We start from the raw sequence: 17,009 nt of genomic DNA, 5'->3' as shown, positions 1-17,009 counted from the left end.
ATGTGGCTAAGAAATCTGACCCTGATTAGCGGATTACTCGTAAACCCAGGATTCGTTTACGCGGTCACCTGTTCGGTAAGCAACGTGCAGCCGGTTAATTTTGGCGCCGTCAATCCACTGCCAACGTCAGCTGTAACATCCGCGATGACCTTTAACTACAGCTGTGCTAAAGAGCTGGGTGACGTGCTGGCGGGGATTAATCTGTGCTTTAATATTGGCATCTCCGGCGTCAGCGGCCAGGTCACCACCAGGAATATGTCATTGAGTGGTACGCCAGCCAGAACGCTGACCTATCAGCTGTACCAGGACGCGGGACATAGCAAAATATGGGGAAGTCAGTATCAGTCGGGCGCCACCTTCCCGATGGTAAAGCTCAACTTACTTAACCTGACACCGGTGACCGGTACGCTGACGGTGTACGCGAAGCTCAACACCCCGCAAACGACCGCCGTGCCGGGAAACTATCAGGATAGCTATACGACGGCAACAGCTCTGGTGACGCTCAATCCCGGTCTGGTTTTGCCACCCACGACCTGTGGTGATACCGTCGCAGCCAGGCTACCCTTCACCGTCTCGGCCAACGTCACAAAACAGTGTGCGATCGGCTACGCCAATAACATTACCTTTAACCCGTCTAAAGCCACTGACCGCAACGTCACGGCAAGCAGTGCACTCGGGGTCGCCTGCACCAATAACACTCCCTATACCATTGGATTGCAGCCTTCCAATGGGAATACATCAGGTTATGGTGTATTGAAAGGAACCGGGGCCAATCAGGATAAAGTGCCGTATCAGCTAAGTTCAACACCTGGCCCGACGGGGACTATCTGGGGAAATACGTCGCTTAATGCAGTAGCAGGCACAGGTACGGGGTTAACCACCGATTATCCGGTGTATGCCACCGTTCCGAGCAGCAATTTTACCCCTGATAACTATGCCGATACGGTGACCATCTCGGTGACCTACTGAGAGCAGAAATGCAATAAGGAAAATACAATTTATTATCATATTCTTTACTTTTAGAGGTGCGTCATAAATCTGACAAATAGCAAGCCGCACATCTTATGCACCGCAATTGGTTTATTATCAGAAAAACAGCCAAAAACCCTGTAAATCCCGGATAATTATTCACATTCCAACTGAAAACCTAACTCACAGACATGACAATCCGTGCCCTGAAGGCAGGCCGTTGTTTGAAAAAAATGTTAAATTTACGTTTATATGGTGAGATCCACTGTATACCACGGCGAAATTAAGCACATATTACTTTTATAACTAAGGTTTATCATGGATAAGTTATCTTACGCTTCAGATAGCAGCACATCTGCCTGGAATACCTACCTGCAACAAATCGAGCGTGTGGCCCCGTACTTAGGTGAACTTTCCCACTGGGTGGATACCCTGCGTCACCCAAAACGCGCATTGATTGTCGATATCCCGGTGCAAATGGATGACGGTACCATCCGCCATTTCGAAGGATACCGCGTGCAGCACAACCTCTCCCGAGGCCCAGGTAAAGGCGGCGTGCGTTATCATCCTGATGTTGATCTTAACGAAGTGATGGCTCTTTCTGCGTGGATGACCATCAAATGCGCCGCGCTTAACCTGCCATATGGCGGTGCGAAAGGTGGCGTTCGCGTCGATCCTTTCTCGTTGTCTGAGGGCGAACTGGAGCGTTTGACCCGCCGCTATACCAGTGAAATCGGCATTATCATCGGACCGCAGAAAGATATTCCTGCCCCGGATGTCGGTACCAACGGGAAAGTCATGGCGTGGATGATGGATACTTACTCCATGAACCACGGCACTACCGTGACCAGCGTGGTCACCGGTAAACCAATCCATCTTGGCGGCTCTCTGGGTCGTGATAAAGCCACCGGTCGCGGCGTATTCGTCAGCGGTCTGGAAGTAGCGCGCCGTGCCAACATCGCCGTTGAAGGCGCTCGCGTGGCAGTGCAAGGTTTTGGTAACGTGGGGAGTGAAGCAGCTCGCCTGTTCGCCGGTGCGGGTGCACGCGTGGTCGCTATTCAGGATCATACCGCCACCCTGTTTAATACCACCGGGATCGACATGACTGCGCTGACTGCATGGCAGTTAGAGCACAAACAAATTGCCGGTTTCCCGGGTGCTGAAACCATCGCCAGCGAAGCGTTCTGGAGCGTGGAGATGGATATTCTGATCCCGGCTGCGCTTGAAGGCCAGATCACCCGTTATCGCGCGGAGACGCTGACCTGTAAGCTGGTGCTCGAAGGCGCAAACGGCCCAACCTACCCGGATGCCGATGACGTACTGGCCAGCCGCGGTATCGTTGTGGTACCTGACGTGGTCTGTAACGCCGGTGGCGTTACCGTCAGCTACTTCGAATGGGTACAAGACATGGCAAGCTTCTTCTGGAGCGAAGAAGAGATCAACGCGCGCATGGATAAGATCATGACCGACGCAATGGTCCACGTGTGGGAAAAAGCCGCGGAGAAATCCTGCTCTCTGCGTACTGCCGCCTACATTGTCGCCTGTGAACGCATTCTGCTGGCGCGTAAAGATCGTGGTATCTATCCGGGCTAAGACCGGACTCCGCTCTTGCGAACAAAACCACCTGCAGTGCAGGTGGTTTTTACTTCACCTCCCCACGCTCAGGCGTTTTGCGCTAAACCTGCCGCATCTCTCATTTCTGCTGTTTTATGCACCACTACGTTTCAATACGGAACATTTATCAGCGAAGATGTTCCGTATTGAAACGCTCATTACGGCAATTTTCTTTTGACAACCCATATGCAAAATTACCTTATCGGCAGCGAGAGGTCGCCGTGGCGCTGTACATCACCGATACCCTACACCAGATGTCTGCCGTTTTTTGCAGCCATCCCAGGACTGTCTACGGAGCATAAAAATGAAAAAATTGATCAACCGTGTTGAAGACGTACTGAATGAACAACTCGCCGGGCTGGCAAAAGCCTACCCTTCTCTGGCGCTGCATCAGGACCCGGTATACGTCACTCGTGCTGACGCGCCGGTGATGGGTAAAGTGGCGCTACTTTCAGGTGGCGGCAGCGGGCATGAACCAATGCACTGCGGCTATATTGGTCAGGGCATGCTTTCCGGTGCCTGTCCGGGGGAGATTTTCACCTCGCCAACCCCGGACAAAATGTTCGAATGCGCCATGCAAATTGACGGTGGCGAAGGCGTGCTGCTAATCATCAAAAATTACACCGGTGACATTCTGAATTTTGAAACCGCTACCGAGCTGTTGCACGAAAGCGGCGTCAAGGTCACGACCATGGTTGTTGACGACGACGTAGCGGTAAAAGATAGCCTGTATACCGCCGGACGTCGCGGTGTTGCGAATACCGTGCTGATTGAAAAACTGGTCGGCGCGGCTGCCGAGCGCGGAGACTCGCTGGAAGCGTGTGCCGCATTGGGTCGCAAACTGAATAACCTCGGTCACTCTATCGGCATTGCTATCGGCGCCTGTACTGTCCCGGCCGCAGGGCAACCTTCGTTTACGCTGCAGGATAACGAAATGGAGTTTGGCGTCGGCATTCATGGGGAGCCGGGGATCGACCGACGCGCCTTCTCTTCCATCGACCAGACCGTGGATGAAATGTTCGACACCCTGCTGGAAAACGGTCATTACAGCCGTACGCTGCGCCACTGGGACAACATCCAGGGTGCCTGGCAGGAAGGTAAAGAAACCAAACAAGCGCTGCAACAGGGCGACCGCGTCATTGCGCTGGTCAATAACCTTGGCGCAACGCCGCTATCCGAGCTGTTCGGCGTCTATAACCGTCTTGAAAGCCGCTGTCAGGATGCGGGTATCATCATCGAACGCAATCTGATTGGCTCTTACTGTACCTCTCTGGATATGACCGGTTTCTCCATCACCCTGTTAAAGGTCGATGACGAAACGCTGAACCTGTGGGATGCACCGGTACACACCCCTGCTCTCAACTGGGGTAAATAAGGAGATTCATAATGTCCCTCAACAGAACACAAATCGTTAACTGGCTTTATCGCTGCGGTGAAATATTTACCACCGAAAGTGATTTTCTGACCGGTCTGGACCGGGAAATTGGCGACGCCGACCACGGCCTGAATATGCACCGTGGCTTCAGTAAAGTGGTCGAAAAACTGCCGTCCATTGCGGATAAAGACATCGGTTTCATTTTGAAAAACACCGGCATGGTGCTGCTTTCCAGCGTCGGCGGGGCCAGCGGTCCGCTGTTCGGTACCTTCTTCATCCGCGCAGCACAGGTGACTCAGGCCCATCAGAGCCTGACGCTGGACGAGCTGTATCAGATGATGCGCGATGGCGCAGAAGGCGTGATTAGCCGAGGTAAAGCCGAGCCCGGGGACAAAACCATGTGTGATGTCTGGGTACCGGTGGTCGAGTCGCTACGTCAGTCCTGCGAACAAAAACTGAATGTACAGGCGGCGCTGGACGCGGCGAGTCAACAAGCAGAAGCGGCTGCACAAAGCACCATCACCATGCAGGCACGTAAAGGTCGTGCCAGCTATCTGGGTGAGCGCAGTATCGGGCATCAGGATCCCGGCGCAACGTCGGTGATGTTTATGATGCAAATGCTGGCTCAGGCCGCCAGAGAGTAAGGATAAAGCGATGGTAAACCTGGTTATTGTGTCTCATAGCGCGCAGTTGGGCGCAGGCGTCGGCGAGTTAGCCCGACAGATGTTAATGGGCGAAGGGTGCAAACTCGCGATCGCCGCGGGCATTGACGATCCCGATAATCCTATCGGCACCGATCCAATTAAAGTGATGGAAGCCATTGAGTCCGTCGCGGACACGGATCACGTGCTGGTGATGATGGATATCGGCAGCGCGTTATTAAGTGCGGAAACCGCCCTGGAACTGCTCGATCCGACGATCGCCGCGAAGGTACGCTTGTGCGCAGCTCCGCTGGTAGAAGGCACCCTGGCCGCAACGGTCAGCGCCGCAGCAGGTGCGGATATCGACCGCGTCATTCGCGATGCCATGAGCGCCCTCGATGCCAAATATGCGCAACTGGGTTTACCACCGTCGTCCCCGGTCGTGACCTCGCCGGAAGGCCTCTCTGCTGATGACGAGGCCCGCTCTGTTGCCGTGGTGGTCAAAAACCCCAACGGCATCCACGTTCGCCCGGCGTCACGGCTGGTCTCCACGTTGTCTGGCTTTCGCGCCGACATGCTGCTTGAGAAAAACGGTAAGTGCGTGGTCCCGGACAGCCTGAACCAAATCGCGCTGCTGCAGGTGCGTTGTAATGACACGCTGCGCTTAATTGCCAAAGGTGAACAGGCCGACGACGCGCTGGCGGCATTCAAACAGCTGGCTGCGCAGAACTTTGGTGAGTCCGTTGAACAACCACATACCGGCGGCATCACCAACTCAGCGCCGATACAAGCAACAGGGATGGCCTTTTGCTATACGCCGGTCGCCGCAGAGGTAGCCCCGCAGCCTGCCACCGATTTACCGTACGAACAGCAGCGGTTACAGGCGGCAATCCGCAATACGCTGGAGGATCTGAACTGTTTAACAGCGCTTGCCGAAGAGAAATACTCCGCCGATATCGCCGCGATTTTCTCCGGCCACCACACGCTGCTGGACGATACCGAGTTATATGACATGGCCTGCGCTATCATGCGCGAAAAACAGTGTCGCGCCGAACATGCCTGGCATACGGTATTGAGCGACCTGAGTCAGCAGTATCTCCAGCTCGACGACCCTTATTTGCAGGCGCGGTATATCGATATTGACGATTTACTGTACCGCTCGCTGCGGCATTTGACCGGAATACCCGCTCAAATCCCGACCTTTATTCGCCCGACAATCCTGGTGGCAGACGTCATTTACCCGTCCACCGTACTGCAGTTGGATCCGCTGACCATCAAAGGCATCTGTTTGCGCGCGGGCAGCGATGCGTCCCATTCGGCAATCATTGCCCGCGAGATGGGGATCGGCTGGGTATGCCAGCAGGGTGAGGCGCTCGACGCCATCAAAATGGGGGACACCCTGACCCTTGACTGCGCGGCACATCAGGTCATCCGCGTGGGCTAAACGCCGCTGCACGTCCTGTTATCACAAAGGGCGTGCAGCTTTCACATCACGTGCAGAAACGTCTGTTTGTTCGCAAAATAGGGTCCCTATAACGCGTAACGGTCGATCCTGGACTAAGGTTTTCTCATGGTAAATGCCGCAACTTCGGCACGCCGCTAAGGAGATTACCCGATGATAACGCCAGCAATTCGCCATCCTGGCCTGCTCTCTGTTACAGTAAAACTCACGCTCGCAAGTACCCTTTTGGCCCTTGCTTCATTCGGCGCCCACGCCGAGGAACAGCCCGCCGCAACGCCGCAGCCCCCTGATATCCTGCTCGGCCCTCTGTTTAATGATGTGCAAACCGCCAAGCTGTTCCCGGATCAGAAAACCTTTGCCGATGCAGTGCCCAATAGCGATCCGCTGATGATCCTTGCTGATTATCGGATGCAAAAAAACCAGTCCGGCTTCGATCTTCGTCATTTCGTCGGTGTGAATTTTACGCTGCCCAAAGAGGGTGAGAAATACGTACCGCCCGCCGGGCAGTCGCTGCGTGAGCATATCGACGGGCTGTGGCCAGTGCTAACGCGCTCGACGACTGACGTGGAAAAATGGGACTCATTGCTGCCGCTGCCGGAGCCGTATGTGGTGCCCGGCGGACGTTTTCGCGAAATTTATTACTGGGACAGCTATTTCACTATGCTGGGGCTTGCCGAGAGCAACCACTGGGACAAGGTCTCCGACATGGTGGCGAACTTCGCTTACGAGATTGATGCCTGGGGACACATTCCTAACGGTAACCGCAGCTATTATCTGAGCCGCTCCCAGCCGCCGTTCTTCGCCTTTATGGTTGAACTGCTGGCGCAGCACGACGGTAATGATGCGCTGAAAAAATACCTGCCGCAGATGCAGAAAGAGTACAGCTACTGGATGGAGGGCGTCGAAACGCTTAAGCCAGGTCAGCAGAACAAACGGGTAGTCAAACTGGCTGACGGCACGGTGTTAAACCGCTACTGGGATGACCGTGATACGCCAAGACCCGAGTCCTGGGTTGAAGATATCGCCACCGCCAAAAGCAATCCGAACCGTCCGGCCACCGACATTTACCGCGACCTGCGTTCGGCCGCCGCCTCGGGCTGGGATTTTAGCTCACGTTGGATGGACAACCCGAACCAGTTAAGCACCCTGCGCACCACCAGCATCGTCCCTGTCGATCTCAATGCGCTGCTGTATAAGATGGAAAAAATGATTGCGCTTGCCAGCAAAGCCGCAGGGGATGAAGCCAAAGCTACACAGTACGAAGGCTTCGCTAATGCGCGACAAAAAGGGATTGAAAGCTACCTGTGGAACGATAAAGAGGGCTGGTATGCCGACTACGATTTAAAAAGTCAGAAAGTACGCAATCAACTGACCGCCGCCGCCCTGTTCCCGTTGTATGTCAATGCGGCGGCCAACGATCGCGCCAGCAAGGTGGCTGCGGCGACCCAGGCGCATCTGCTGCAACCCGGCGGTCTGGCCACAACGTCGGTGAAAAGCGGTCAACAGTGGGATGCCCCGAACGGCTGGGCACCACTCCAGTGGGTTGCAGCGTCCGGGTTACAAAACTACGGCCAGGATAAGGTCGCCATGGAGGTCACCTGGCGCTTCCTGACCAACGTGCAGCATACCTATGACCGGGAGAAAAAGCTGGTTGAAAAATACGACGTCAGCAGCACAGGAACCGGCGGTGGCGGTGGCGAGTACCCGTTACAGGACGGCTTTGGCTGGACCAACGGCGTCACCTTAAAAATGCTCGACCTGATTTGCGCCAAAGAAAAACCCTGTGATAGTGTCCCGTCGACACGGCCAGTAACTGAAAAAACAACGCAGACCGTGCAATAAATTACACCAGATTAGCCATGAGAGGCGGCCCCCGCAGGGGCCGCTGAATTAATCTCGCCGTACCAGGCGGAAAATCCCCAGCACGAGAATGGCACCGACGACGGCCACCAGGAAACTGTGCAGATTAAACCCGCTGATATCTCCCCCGATACCAAACATGGTTGCCAGCCATCCGCCAACCACAGCCCCGACAATGCCGAGAATACAGGTCAGAATAAATCCTCCGCCATCGCGCCCCGGCATGAGCAGTTTAGCGATAACACCCGCAATCAGACCAAAAATAATCCAGGCAATAATTCCCATTTTCAGGCCCTCTTTCCAATGAACGCACGCGCAAGCCATTCCTGCGCCAGTACGTTAAGTATAGGCAAGCCGTCGCCCGGCGTTTTTCTACAGCTTGCGTTCAGCGGACTTAATAAAAAATTTCATCCATTTGTATTAAGTTCTGTCGCGCGATGCCGATAATCCAACGACAAACCAGGCATCCAGGAGTCATTAGGTGTGAGCAACTACCATGAGCAGTTCCTGAAGCAAAATCCATTGGCGGTGTTAGGCGTTCTCCGCGACTTAAATTCACAGCAAATCCCCCTGCGAATCTCCTGGTCAGGAGGGCAATTCATCAGCAAAATTCTCGCGGTGAGCCCGGATGAATTAGTTATGGATTTTGGCAGCCAGGAATATGAAAACCAGGCCGTTCAGCGGGCAAACCACGTATCTGTCATCGCTGAAACGCAGGGCGCCAAGGTCGAGTTCACCCTGCCTCAGCTCAAAAAAGGGGAATTTCAACGGTTGCCGGCATTTATCTCGTCGCTACCGCCCGCGCTGTGGTTTGTCCAGCGCCGGGAATATTTCCGTATTGGTGCCCCATTGCATCCGCCCTATCACTGCACGGCAAAAATGCCGGACAACAGCATTTTACGTTTTCGGTTGTTCGATTTATCGCTCGGCGGGATGGGCGCGTTGTTAGAAGAGGCAAAACCAGAAGGACTGGTGGAGGGCATGCGCTTTTCGCAGGTTGAAATCAACATGGAACAATGGGGAGTGTACCACGTTGACGCCCAGCTTATTTCCATCAGCGAGCGCAAAGTTATCGACGGGAAAAATGAAACCATCACTACTCCCCGCCTGAGCTTCCGTTTTCTCAACGTCAGCCCGGCGGTGGAGCGGAACTTACAGCGGATTATTTTTTCACTCGAACGTGAGGCCCGGGAAAAATCCAACAAGGTACGCGAGTAACCTCACGCGAACTACATCACATCCAGCGCTTGCTGAAGCTTCCAGATATAACGCGGAGCCTGCGGCGCCGGATGATTATCAGCCACATGCTCAATAAACTCATCCGGACTGAGATCGTTGATTTTGTTGATGGCTTTTTTCCTGTCGGAGGAGAATGTCCGCAGCAACGCCCCCGCACCGTTGGCATATGACACCACCAGCGCATATTGCATCACCTGTGGGTCTTCGATGCCGGCCAATGGTCCGGTTTCGAGAATATTCAGGTACGCGGCACCCATTGAGATGTTGCGCTCAGGGTTTTTCAGCTCACTGGTTGACGGCTCGCCACTCCAGCCCATCCGACGGTAGACATCCCGTCCGGAGGTAGAGGCTTTGAGCTGCATCAGCCCAACGGCGTTAGATTTACTGACCGCATTCGGATTTCCGCCTGATTCAATGGCGATGATGGCCGTAATCAATTGTGGGCTTACCCCCCAGGCCGCGCCGGCTTTTTCACTGATCGGCATCCATTGCATTGCGCGTTTAACCGGAACTTCAGCATTCCATGGCGGATTTTTGTAATCCTGTTTTGAACTACAGCCCGCAAGTAATACAACCAAAAAAGCAAACCATCTCAATTTCACGTCATCTATCCTTATAGCCGGAACCTGTCGCTGAGGTGACAACGACATACCTACGCGGCATGATATACATTTGGTTTTAGTTGTAGCAAGGAAATGCCATGTCCCGGTTTCACTTAATTGCCCCCTCGGGCTACTGTATCAACCAGCAAGCGGCATTGCGCGGGCTTTCGCGCCTTACTGAGGCCGGTCATCAGGTCACAAACTCGGCGGTTATTGCACGTCGCTACCAGCGTTTTGCCGGGACGGAAACCGAACGGTTAGCGGATGTGAATGCATTGGTTGAGCTGAAAACGCCCGATACCATTGTACTGGCGGTGCGCGGCGGCTATGGCGCCAGCCGTTTACTGGATGCTATTGACTGGCAGGCACTGACCGCCCGCCAGCAACACGACCCACTGCTCATTTGCGGACACAGCGACTTTACGGCAATCCAGTGCGGCCTACTGGCACAAGGCAACGTCATTACCTTCAGCGGCCCGATGTTAGCGGCCAATTTTGGTGCCGAAGAAATGAACGCGTTTACCGAACACCATTTCTGGCAGGCATTACGCAATGCGCAATTTACTATCGACTGGCAAGGTGATGGTCCGGACTGCGCCACCGAAGGCACGCTGTGGGGCGGTAATCTGGCGATGCTCATTTCGCTGATTGGCACCCCGTATATGCCCGCCATTGATAACGGTATTCTGGTGCTGGAAGACATTAATGAGCATCCGTTCCGCGTCGAGCGCATGCTGTTGCAGCTGTACCACGCGGGCATTTTAGCCCGTCAGAACGCCATTATTCTCGGCAGTTTTAGCGGCAGCGCACCAAACGATTACGACGCTGGCTACAATCTGGAGGAAGTCTGCACATTTCTGCGTGCCAGACTGTCGGTACCGTTGATTAGCGGTCTCGATTTTGGTCACGAACAGCGCACCGTCACGCTCCCGCTCGGGGCAAAAGCGGTGCTGCGAAACGTGAAAAATAGCAGCCAGCTCACCTTAACCGGGCATCCGGTGCTGAAATCGTAAAAAAAGCTGCTAACAGGGCTAAGTAAAACGCTGTTTCTGCCGCTAATATGTTAGGGTTTGTTAATACGAAACAGCGTAATTCAGGAGTAACCGAACGTTGGATGCCGCAGCAATTATTAGCCTTTTTATTTTGGGTTCCGTTCTCGTCACCTGCAGTATCTTACTCAGTTCATTCTCATCACGTCTTGGTATCCCGATCCTGGTGATATTCCTCGCGATCGGTATGTTAGCGGGCGTAGATGGCATTGGCGGTATTCCTTTTGATAACTACCCTTTCGCCTACATGGTGAGTAACCTGGCGCTGGCGGTTATCCTGCTTGATGGCGGGATGCGTACCCAGGCCAGTTCCTTTCGCGTAGCGCTCGGTCCGGCATTATCACTGGCGACCGTGGGCGTGCTGATCACCTCCGGCTTAACCGGCATGATGGCCGCGTGGCTGTTTCATCTGGATCTCATCGAGGGTTTATTGATTGGCGCGATTGTTGGCTCAACCGACGCCGCGGCGGTATTTTCCCTGCTCGGTGGGAAGGGTCTGAACGAACGTGTCGGCTCGACGCTGGAAATAGAATCGGGCAGCAATGACCCGATGGCGGTGTTTCTGACCATCACGCTAATTGAAATGATCCAAAACCACGAGACCGGCTTAAGCTGGATGTTCGCGGTGCATATTATTCAACAGTTCGGTCTGGGTATTGCGCTGGGTCTGGGTGGCGGTTATCTGCTCCAGCAAATGATTAACCGGATTTCGCTGCCTGCCGGATTGTATCCACTGCTGGCGTTAAGCGGCGGGATCCTGATTTTTGCCCTCACCACCGCGCTGGAAGGCAGCGGTATTCTGGCGGTCTACCTGTGTGGTTTCCTGTTGGGTAATCGCCCCATTCGCAACCGGTTCGGTATTCTACAAAACTTTGACGGCCTGGCCTGGCTGGCGCAAATCGCCATGTTCCTGGTACTGGGTCTGCTGGTGACGCCATCCGACCTGCTGCCCATTGCCATTCCGGCGCTGATTTTGTCTGCCTGGATGATTTTCGTTGCCCGCCCGCTGTCGGTGTTCGCCGGGCTGCTGCCGTTCCGGGGTTTTAATCTGCGTGAGCGCATTTTCATCAGTTGGGTCGGCTTGCGCGGTGCGGTGCCGATCATCCTCGCCGTCTTCCCGATGATGGCCGGGCTGGATAATGCCCGTCTGTTCTTTAACGTGGCGTTCTTCGTCGTCCTGATTTCGCTGTTGTTTCAGGGGACATCGCTCTCGTGGGCGGCCAAAAAAGCCAAAGTGGTGGTTCCACCGGTCGGCTGGCCCGTTTCGCGCATTGGTCTGGATATTCATCCTGACAATCCCTGGGAGCAGTTTGTTTATCAACTGAGTGCCGATAAATGGTGTGTGGGGGCCGCACTACGCGACCTGCATATGCCAGACGAGACGCGAATTGCCGCGCTGTTTCGTGACAACGTGCTGTTTCATCCGTCGGGCAGCACCCGCCTGCGCGAAGGTGACGTGCTGTGCGTTATTGGTCGCGAGCGCGATCTTCCCGCATTAGGCAAGCTGTTCAGCCAGTCGCCGCCGGTCGCGTTAGACCAGCGTTTCTTTGGTGACTTTATTCTCGAAGCCAGCGCCAAATACGCCGACGTGGCGCTGATATACGGGCTGGAAGATGGCACTGAATATCGCGATAAGCAGCAGACACTGGGTGAGATCGTCCAGCAATTGTTAGGCGCCGCACCGGTGGTCGGCGACCAGGTCGAATTTGCCGGGATGATCTGGACTGTGGCCGAGAAAGAAGATAATTCGGTGCTGAAAGTCGGCGTTCGCGTGGCAGAAGATGAGGATGAATAATAGTGATGTTTTTGCCGGGTAGCGGCTGCGCCTTACCCGGCTTACAAATGTACTGCTATTGTAGGCCTGATAAGCGCAGCGCCATCAGGCAACTTTACAAAAGTTACACCGTCACAACCGGTACGCGCAGCGCCAGCGAGCACATCAGCTCGTACCCCACCGTACCGGCCGCGGTAGCCACATCGTCGATTTTGATCTCTTTGCCCCACAGCTCTACCGGCGTACCAATGCCTGCCTGAGGACATGGCGTCAGATCCACTGCCAGCATATCCATCGACACCGCGCCGACCGTCCCGGTACGGACACCGTCCACCAGCACCGGCGTGCCGCTCGGTGCATGGCGCGGATATCCATCGGCATAGCCGGTCGCCACAATCCCGATACGTTGTTCACCGCGTGCGGTGTAACGCCCACCGTAGCCGACCCTGTCACCGGCCTTCAGCGTTTGCACCCCGATGACCTCGCTGTTCAGGCTCATTACCGGTTTGAGACCGGTGTTGGCGATGTCCCGCCATTGCCCTGACGGAGAGGCGCCGTACAAAATAATACCCGGGCGTACCCAGTCGAAATGGGCTTCCGGGTGCCACAGCGTGGCGGCGGAGTTTGACAGCGAACGTCGGCATTCAAGCCCTTCCGTCGCCTGTGCAATACGCGCCATCGCGTCCTGAATACCGTCCGGATGTTCGGCATCAGCAAAGTGCGACATCAGCGTCATCTCACCCACATTCGGCATCGCCCGCAGCTGTTGCCAGACGGTTGCCACCCGCTCAGGCAAAAAGCCCAGACGGTTCATGCCGCTGTTAACCTTCAGGTATACATCCAGCGGAGCGTTCAGTCGGGCATTTTGTAACGCTTTGAGCTGCCAGTTGCTGTGTACACAGGTGGTTAAACGATATTGGTCATACACCGTCAGATCGTCGGCGTGGAAAAAACCTTCCAGCATTAAGATCGGGCCTTTCCAGCCACGCTCGCGCAGCGTTATCGCTTCTTCCAGATTCAGCATGGCGAAACCGTCGGTGGTCCCCAGCGCATTCCAGACGCGCTCAATGCCATGTCCATAAGCATTGGCTTTTACCACCGACCAGACGCGGGCGTCCGGTGCGGCCTGCCGTGCAATGCCTAAATTTTGTTTCAACGCCTGCAGGTCAATGCTGGCCAGTATTGGGCGGGTCATCTCGCGTCCTTCTCAGCTATGTGCGCCGTGTAAATGTCGTGGACGTGACGGCGAAAATCCGGGGCTGTAACGCGCCACGCTCAGGTCATCGTAAGGGATGGCGGGCGTGCGACCAGAAAGAATATCGCTCAGCAACTGTCCCGATCCGCAGGCCATGGTCCAGCCCAGCGTACCGTGACCGGTGTTGAGCAGCAGGTTCTTAAAACGGGTACGCCCAACTACCGGCGTGCCATCCGGCGTCATCGGCCGCAGCCCGGTCCAGAAGGTGGCCTGCTCCACATGCCCCCCGTGCGGGAAGAGATCGCGCACCACCATTTCCAGCGTTTCACGTCGCGGCTGTAATAATTCAGTATTGAAGCCCACGATCTCCGCCATGCCGCCCACGCGGATACGGTTATCAAAACGGGTAATGGCAATTTTGTAGGTTTCATCAAGAATAGTCGACACCGGCGCGCCGTCGTCCTCCGCGATCGGAATGGTCAGCGAATAACCTTTGAGTGGGTAAACCGGAATATCGACCATCCCTTTCAGCATAGCCGTGGAGTAAGAGCCAAACGCCATCACATAAGCATCGGCTTTGATAATTTCTTCACCGCACTGCACGCCATAAATCTGCTCGCCATCGCTCAGCAGCTTATCAACCGGTGTGTTGAAGCGGAATTTAACCCCTGCCAGCTCCGCCATTTGTGCCAGGCGTTGGGTAAACAGCTGACAGTCGCCGGTTTCGTCATTCGGTAGACGCAGCCCGCCGGTCAGCTTATGCGCCACTTCGGCCAGCGCCGGTTCCACTTCCGCGAGGCGATGGGCTTCCAGCAGTTGATATGGCACACCCGCATCTTCCAGAACGGCGATGTCGCGCGTGGCGTTCTCATACTGCTGCGCGGTACGGAATAGCTGCAGCGTCCCGCCCTGACGACCTTCATATTCAATGCCGGTAGTGGCTCGCAGCGCCTTCAGGCAATCACGGCTATATTCCGCCAGACGCACCATACGACCTTTGTTTTCCATGTAATGACTGGTGTCACAGTTGCGTAGCATCTGCCACATCCATTTCAGTTGGAACTGCGTGCCGTCAAGGCGAACGGCCAACGGCGCATGGCGTTGAAACATCCATTTAATCGCTTTTAGCGGTACGCCGGGTGCCGCCCACGGTGCTGCATAGCCTGGAGAGATTTGCCCCGCATTCGCCGCACTGGTTTCCAGCGCCGGACCGGGCTCACGATCAATGACGGTGACATCGTGTCCAGCCTGACTTAAATACCAGGCGCTGGTCACGCCAACGACACCACTTCCCAGTATGACAACTCGCATAGCCACTCCGTTAACAGTAAAAGAATAATCATCTAATTACATCTTGATAACTCAGTTGAAAATATTATTCAACATATGGCTTTTTTATGGTGATGTATCTCACACATAGCGGTAACGACAGGGATGTCTCTGCTTTAGGATCTCCTGCTGTGCGTCATTTTTATCCAGCATAAAATTTCGTGAACATCCTGTTTTTCGATGTTGGATTAACGTGATATCGCAAAGAAAAATTTTCTGCCGCAGCACGTTTTTTAACACCGTGTTCTATGCTTGAAATGAGGTACTCCAGACAGAGAGTGCCGCCAACAATGAGGGTGCGCGAATGGCTACGATTGATTCCATGAACAAGGACACCACACGGTTGAGCGATGGACCCGACTGGACGTTTGATCTGCTGGATGTCTATCTGGCGGAAATAGACCGCGTGGCAAAACTCTACCGACTGGAGACCTATCCGCACCAAATCGAGGTCATTACCTCCGAGCAGATGATGGACGCCTACTCCAGCGTCGGGATGCCGATTAACTATACCCACTGGTCGTTTGGTAAAAAATTTATTGAAACCGAACGTCTGTATAAGCACGGTCAGCAAGGGCTGGCTTATGAGATTGTCATCAACTCCAACCCATGTATCGCGTATCTGATGGAGGAGAACACCATCACCATGCAGGCGCTGGTGATGGCACACGCCTGCTATGGGCATAACTCCTTCTTCAAGAACAACTACCTTTTCCGTAGCTGGACGGATGCCAGCTCCATTGTTGATTATCTGATTTTTGCCCGAAACTACATTACCCAGTGTGAAGAGCGCTACGGCGTCGACGAAGTCGAAAAACTGCTCGATTCCTGCCATGCACTGATGAACTACGGTGTCGATCGCTATAAACGCCCGCAAAAAATTTCATTGCAGGAAGAGAAAGCGCGGCAAAAAAGCCGCGAAGAATATCTGCAAAGTCAGGTAAATATGCTGTGGCGTACCTTGCCGAAAAAAGAGGAAGAGAAAACCGTGTTTGAAGCGCGGCGTTATCCTTCTGAACCCCAGGAAAACCTGCTGTACTTTATGGAAAAAAATGCCCCGCTGCTGGAGTCCTGGCAGCGTGAAGTGCTGCGTATCGTGCGCAAAGTGAGCCAGTATTTTTATCCGCAGAAACAGACCCAGGTGATGAACGAAGGGTGGGCGACGTTCTGGCATTACACCATCCTTAACCACCTGTACGATGAAGGCAAAGTCACCGAGCGGTTTATGCTGGAGTTTCTACACAGCCATACCAATGTGGTGTTCCAGCCGCCGTACAACAGCCCGTGGTATAGCGGGATAAACCCTTATGCGCTCGGATTCGCCATGTTCCAGGACATCAAACGTATTTGTCAGTCTCCGACCGAGGAAGATAAATACTGGTTCCCGGATATCGCCGGTTCTGACTGGCTGGAAACCCTGCACTTCGCGATGCGTGATTTTAAAGATGAGAGCTTTATCAGCCAGTTCCTGTCACCGAAGGTGATGCGTGATTTCCGCCTGTTCACCGTGTTGGACGATGACAGACATAATTATCTGGAAATCTCAGCAATTCATAACGAAGAGGGATACCGTGAAATTCGTAACCGGCTGTCGTCGCAGTATAACCTGAGCAACCTGGAGCCAAACATTCAGGTATGGAATGTCGATTTGCGCGGCGATCGCTCTCTCACACTGCGCTATATCCCGCATAATCGCGCCCCGCTGGATAAGGGCCGCAAAGAGGTGCTGAAGCACGTCCATCGGTTATGGGGTTTTGACGTGACGCTGGAGCAACAAAATGAGGATGGCAGCGTGGAACTGCTGGAACGTTGCCCGCCGAGAATGAACGGTCTGTGAATCTTATTGCCGGATGGCGACGCGAAAGCGTCTTATCCGGCCTACACTAGACATCCACGTAGG

At 54.4% G+C, this 17,009-nt stretch carries 13 protein-coding genes and 2 pseudogenes; 10 read left to right on the top strand and 5 right to left on the bottom strand.

Translation table 11 applies throughout. The features are described from left to right. The 6 genes from AC3ITF_RS09250 to AC3ITF_RS09225 all read left to right on the top strand — a co-directional run bounded on the left by AC3ITF_RS09250 (position 1) and on the right by AC3ITF_RS09225 (position 7,903). On the top strand, positions 1 to 969 hold the full coding sequence (locus AC3ITF_RS09250) for a Csu type fimbrial protein (RefSeq protein WP_117342920.1): 969 nt from the start codon (positions 1 to 3) through the stop codon (positions 967 to 969). Positions 970 to 1,287: 318 nt separating this feature from the next. After that, positions 1,288 to 2,562 (top strand): Glu/Leu/Phe/Val family dehydrogenase, encoded by a 1,275-nt coding sequence (locus AC3ITF_RS09245; RefSeq protein WP_489176354.1) that lies wholly within the window; start codon positions 1,288 to 1,290, stop codon positions 2,560 to 2,562. 325 nt (positions 2,563 to 2,887) lie between these two features. Beyond that, positions 2,888 to 3,958, top strand: coding sequence for a dihydroxyacetone kinase subunit DhaK (gene dhaK, locus AC3ITF_RS09240; RefSeq protein ID WP_489176353.1), 1,071 nt, complete (start codon positions 2,888 to 2,890; stop codon positions 3,956 to 3,958). An 11-nt stretch (positions 3,959 to 3,969) separates the two neighbouring features. Further along, complete coding sequence (dhaL, locus tag AC3ITF_RS09235; protein ID WP_135911886.1) at positions 3,970 to 4,602, top strand: dihydroxyacetone kinase subunit DhaL; 633 nt, start codon at positions 3,970 to 3,972, stop codon at positions 4,600 to 4,602. Between the two features lie 10 nt (positions 4,603 to 4,612). Beyond that, entirely contained in the window at positions 4,613 to 6,043 is a 1,431-nt protein-coding gene (dhaM, locus tag AC3ITF_RS09230) for a dihydroxyacetone kinase phosphoryl donor subunit DhaM (RefSeq protein ID WP_181491318.1), read from the top strand. A 171-nt stretch (positions 6,044 to 6,214) separates the two neighbouring features. Then, entirely contained in the window at positions 6,215 to 7,903 is a 1,689-nt protein-coding gene (locus AC3ITF_RS09225; protein WP_137399977.1) for an alpha,alpha-trehalase, read from the top strand. Between the two features lie 48 nt (positions 7,904 to 7,951). On the opposite strand, the gene AC3ITF_RS09220 is transcribed toward AC3ITF_RS09225, so the two are convergent. Then, the gene (locus AC3ITF_RS09220; RefSeq protein WP_115259931.1) at positions 7,952 to 8,206 is read right to left on the bottom strand and encodes a GlsB/YeaQ/YmgE family stress response membrane protein; all 255 of its coding nucleotides are present in this window, start codon (positions 8,204 to 8,206) and stop codon (positions 7,952 to 7,954) included. 198 nt (positions 8,207 to 8,404) lie between these two features. On the opposite strand from AC3ITF_RS09220, the gene ycgR reads away from it, so the two are divergent. Continuing rightward, positions 8,405 to 9,139 carry a flagellar brake protein YcgR gene (gene ycgR / locus AC3ITF_RS09215; RefSeq protein ID WP_115258258.1) on the top strand — a complete coding sequence of 245 codons (735 nt, stop codon included), beginning with the start codon at positions 8,405 to 8,407 and terminating at the stop codon, positions 9,137 to 9,139. Positions 9,140 to 9,150: 11 nt separating this feature from the next. On the opposite strand, the gene emtA is transcribed toward ycgR, so the two are convergent. Then, entirely contained in the window at positions 9,151 to 9,762 is a 612-nt protein-coding gene (emtA, locus tag AC3ITF_RS09210; RefSeq protein ID WP_096756738.1) for a membrane-bound lytic murein transglycosylase EmtA, read from the bottom strand. A 98-nt stretch (positions 9,763 to 9,860) separates the two neighbouring features. On the opposite strand from emtA, the gene ldcA reads away from it, so the two are divergent. Continuing rightward, positions 9,861 to 10,775, top strand: coding sequence for a muramoyltetrapeptide carboxypeptidase (ldcA, locus tag AC3ITF_RS09205; protein ID WP_137362917.1), 915 nt, complete (start codon positions 9,861 to 9,863; stop codon positions 10,773 to 10,775). Between the two features lie 97 nt (positions 10,776 to 10,872). Beyond that, positions 10,873 to 12,540 (top strand): annotated as a pseudogene (locus AC3ITF_RS09200) (potassium/proton antiporter); the annotation flags it as partial. Between the two features lie 3 nt (positions 12,541 to 12,543). Here AC3ITF_RS09200 and AC3ITF_RS09195 read toward each other — a convergent pair. From AC3ITF_RS09195 to AC3ITF_RS09185, 3 genes and pseudogenes are all read right to left on the bottom strand, one after another. Continuing rightward, positions 12,544 to 12,594 (bottom strand): annotated as a pseudogene (locus AC3ITF_RS09195) (hypothetical protein); the annotation flags it as partial. Between the two features lie 115 nt (positions 12,595 to 12,709). Next, a complete protein-coding gene (gene dadX / locus AC3ITF_RS09190; RefSeq protein WP_489176352.1) occupies positions 12,710 to 13,780 on the bottom strand; it encodes a catabolic alanine racemase DadX in 1,071 nt (356 codons plus the stop codon). A 12-nt stretch (positions 13,781 to 13,792) separates the two neighbouring features. Beyond that, complete coding sequence (locus AC3ITF_RS09185; protein ID WP_182293167.1) at positions 13,793 to 15,091, bottom strand: D-amino acid dehydrogenase; 1,299 nt, start codon at positions 15,089 to 15,091, stop codon at positions 13,793 to 13,795. Positions 15,092 to 15,413: 322 nt separating this feature from the next. Between AC3ITF_RS09185 and AC3ITF_RS09180 the strand changes: the two genes are divergently transcribed. Then, complete coding sequence (locus AC3ITF_RS09180; protein WP_096756733.1) at positions 15,414 to 16,946, top strand: SpoVR family protein; 1,533 nt, start codon at positions 15,414 to 15,416, stop codon at positions 16,944 to 16,946. Positions 16,947 to 17,009 lie beyond the last annotated feature (63 nt).

The sequence above is a fragment of the Citrobacter sp. KH_055_1 genome (genome assembly GCF_057838705.1).
The sequence above is the reverse complement of the archived record's forward strand: the minus strand, read 5'-3'. Positions and strand labels throughout refer to the sequence as shown.

Coding starts and splice junctions, on each gene's coding strand:
- AC3ITF_RS09250 (WP_117342920.1), top strand. CDS start 1: ATGTGGCTAAGAAATCTGACCCTGATTAGCGGATTACTCGTAAACCCA.
- AC3ITF_RS09245 (WP_489176354.1), top strand. CDS start 1,288: ATGGATAAGTTATCTTACGCTTCAGATAGCAGCACATCTGCCTGGAAT.
- dhaK (WP_489176353.1), top strand. CDS start 2,888: ATGAAAAAATTGATCAACCGTGTTGAAGACGTACTGAATGAACAACTC.
- dhaL (WP_135911886.1), top strand. CDS start 3,970: ATGTCCCTCAACAGAACACAAATCGTTAACTGGCTTTATCGCTGCGGT.
- dhaM (WP_181491318.1), top strand. CDS start 4,613: ATGGTAAACCTGGTTATTGTGTCTCATAGCGCGCAGTTGGGCGCAGGC.
- AC3ITF_RS09225 (WP_137399977.1), top strand. CDS start 6,215: ATGATAACGCCAGCAATTCGCCATCCTGGCCTGCTCTCTGTTACAGTA.
- AC3ITF_RS09220 (WP_115259931.1), bottom strand. CDS start 8,206: ATGGGAATTATTGCCTGGATTATTTTTGGTCTGATTGCGGGTGTTATC.
- ldcA (WP_137362917.1), top strand. CDS start 9,861: ATGTCCCGGTTTCACTTAATTGCCCCCTCGGGCTACTGTATCAACCAG.
- dadX (WP_489176352.1), bottom strand. CDS start 13,780: ATGACCCGCCCAATACTGGCCAGCATTGACCTGCAGGCGTTGAAACAA.
- AC3ITF_RS09185 (WP_182293167.1), bottom strand. CDS start 15,091: ATGCGAGTTGTCATACTGGGAAGTGGTGTCGTTGGCGTGACCAGCGCC.
- AC3ITF_RS09180 (WP_096756733.1), top strand. CDS start 15,414: ATGGCTACGATTGATTCCATGAACAAGGACACCACACGGTTGAGCGAT.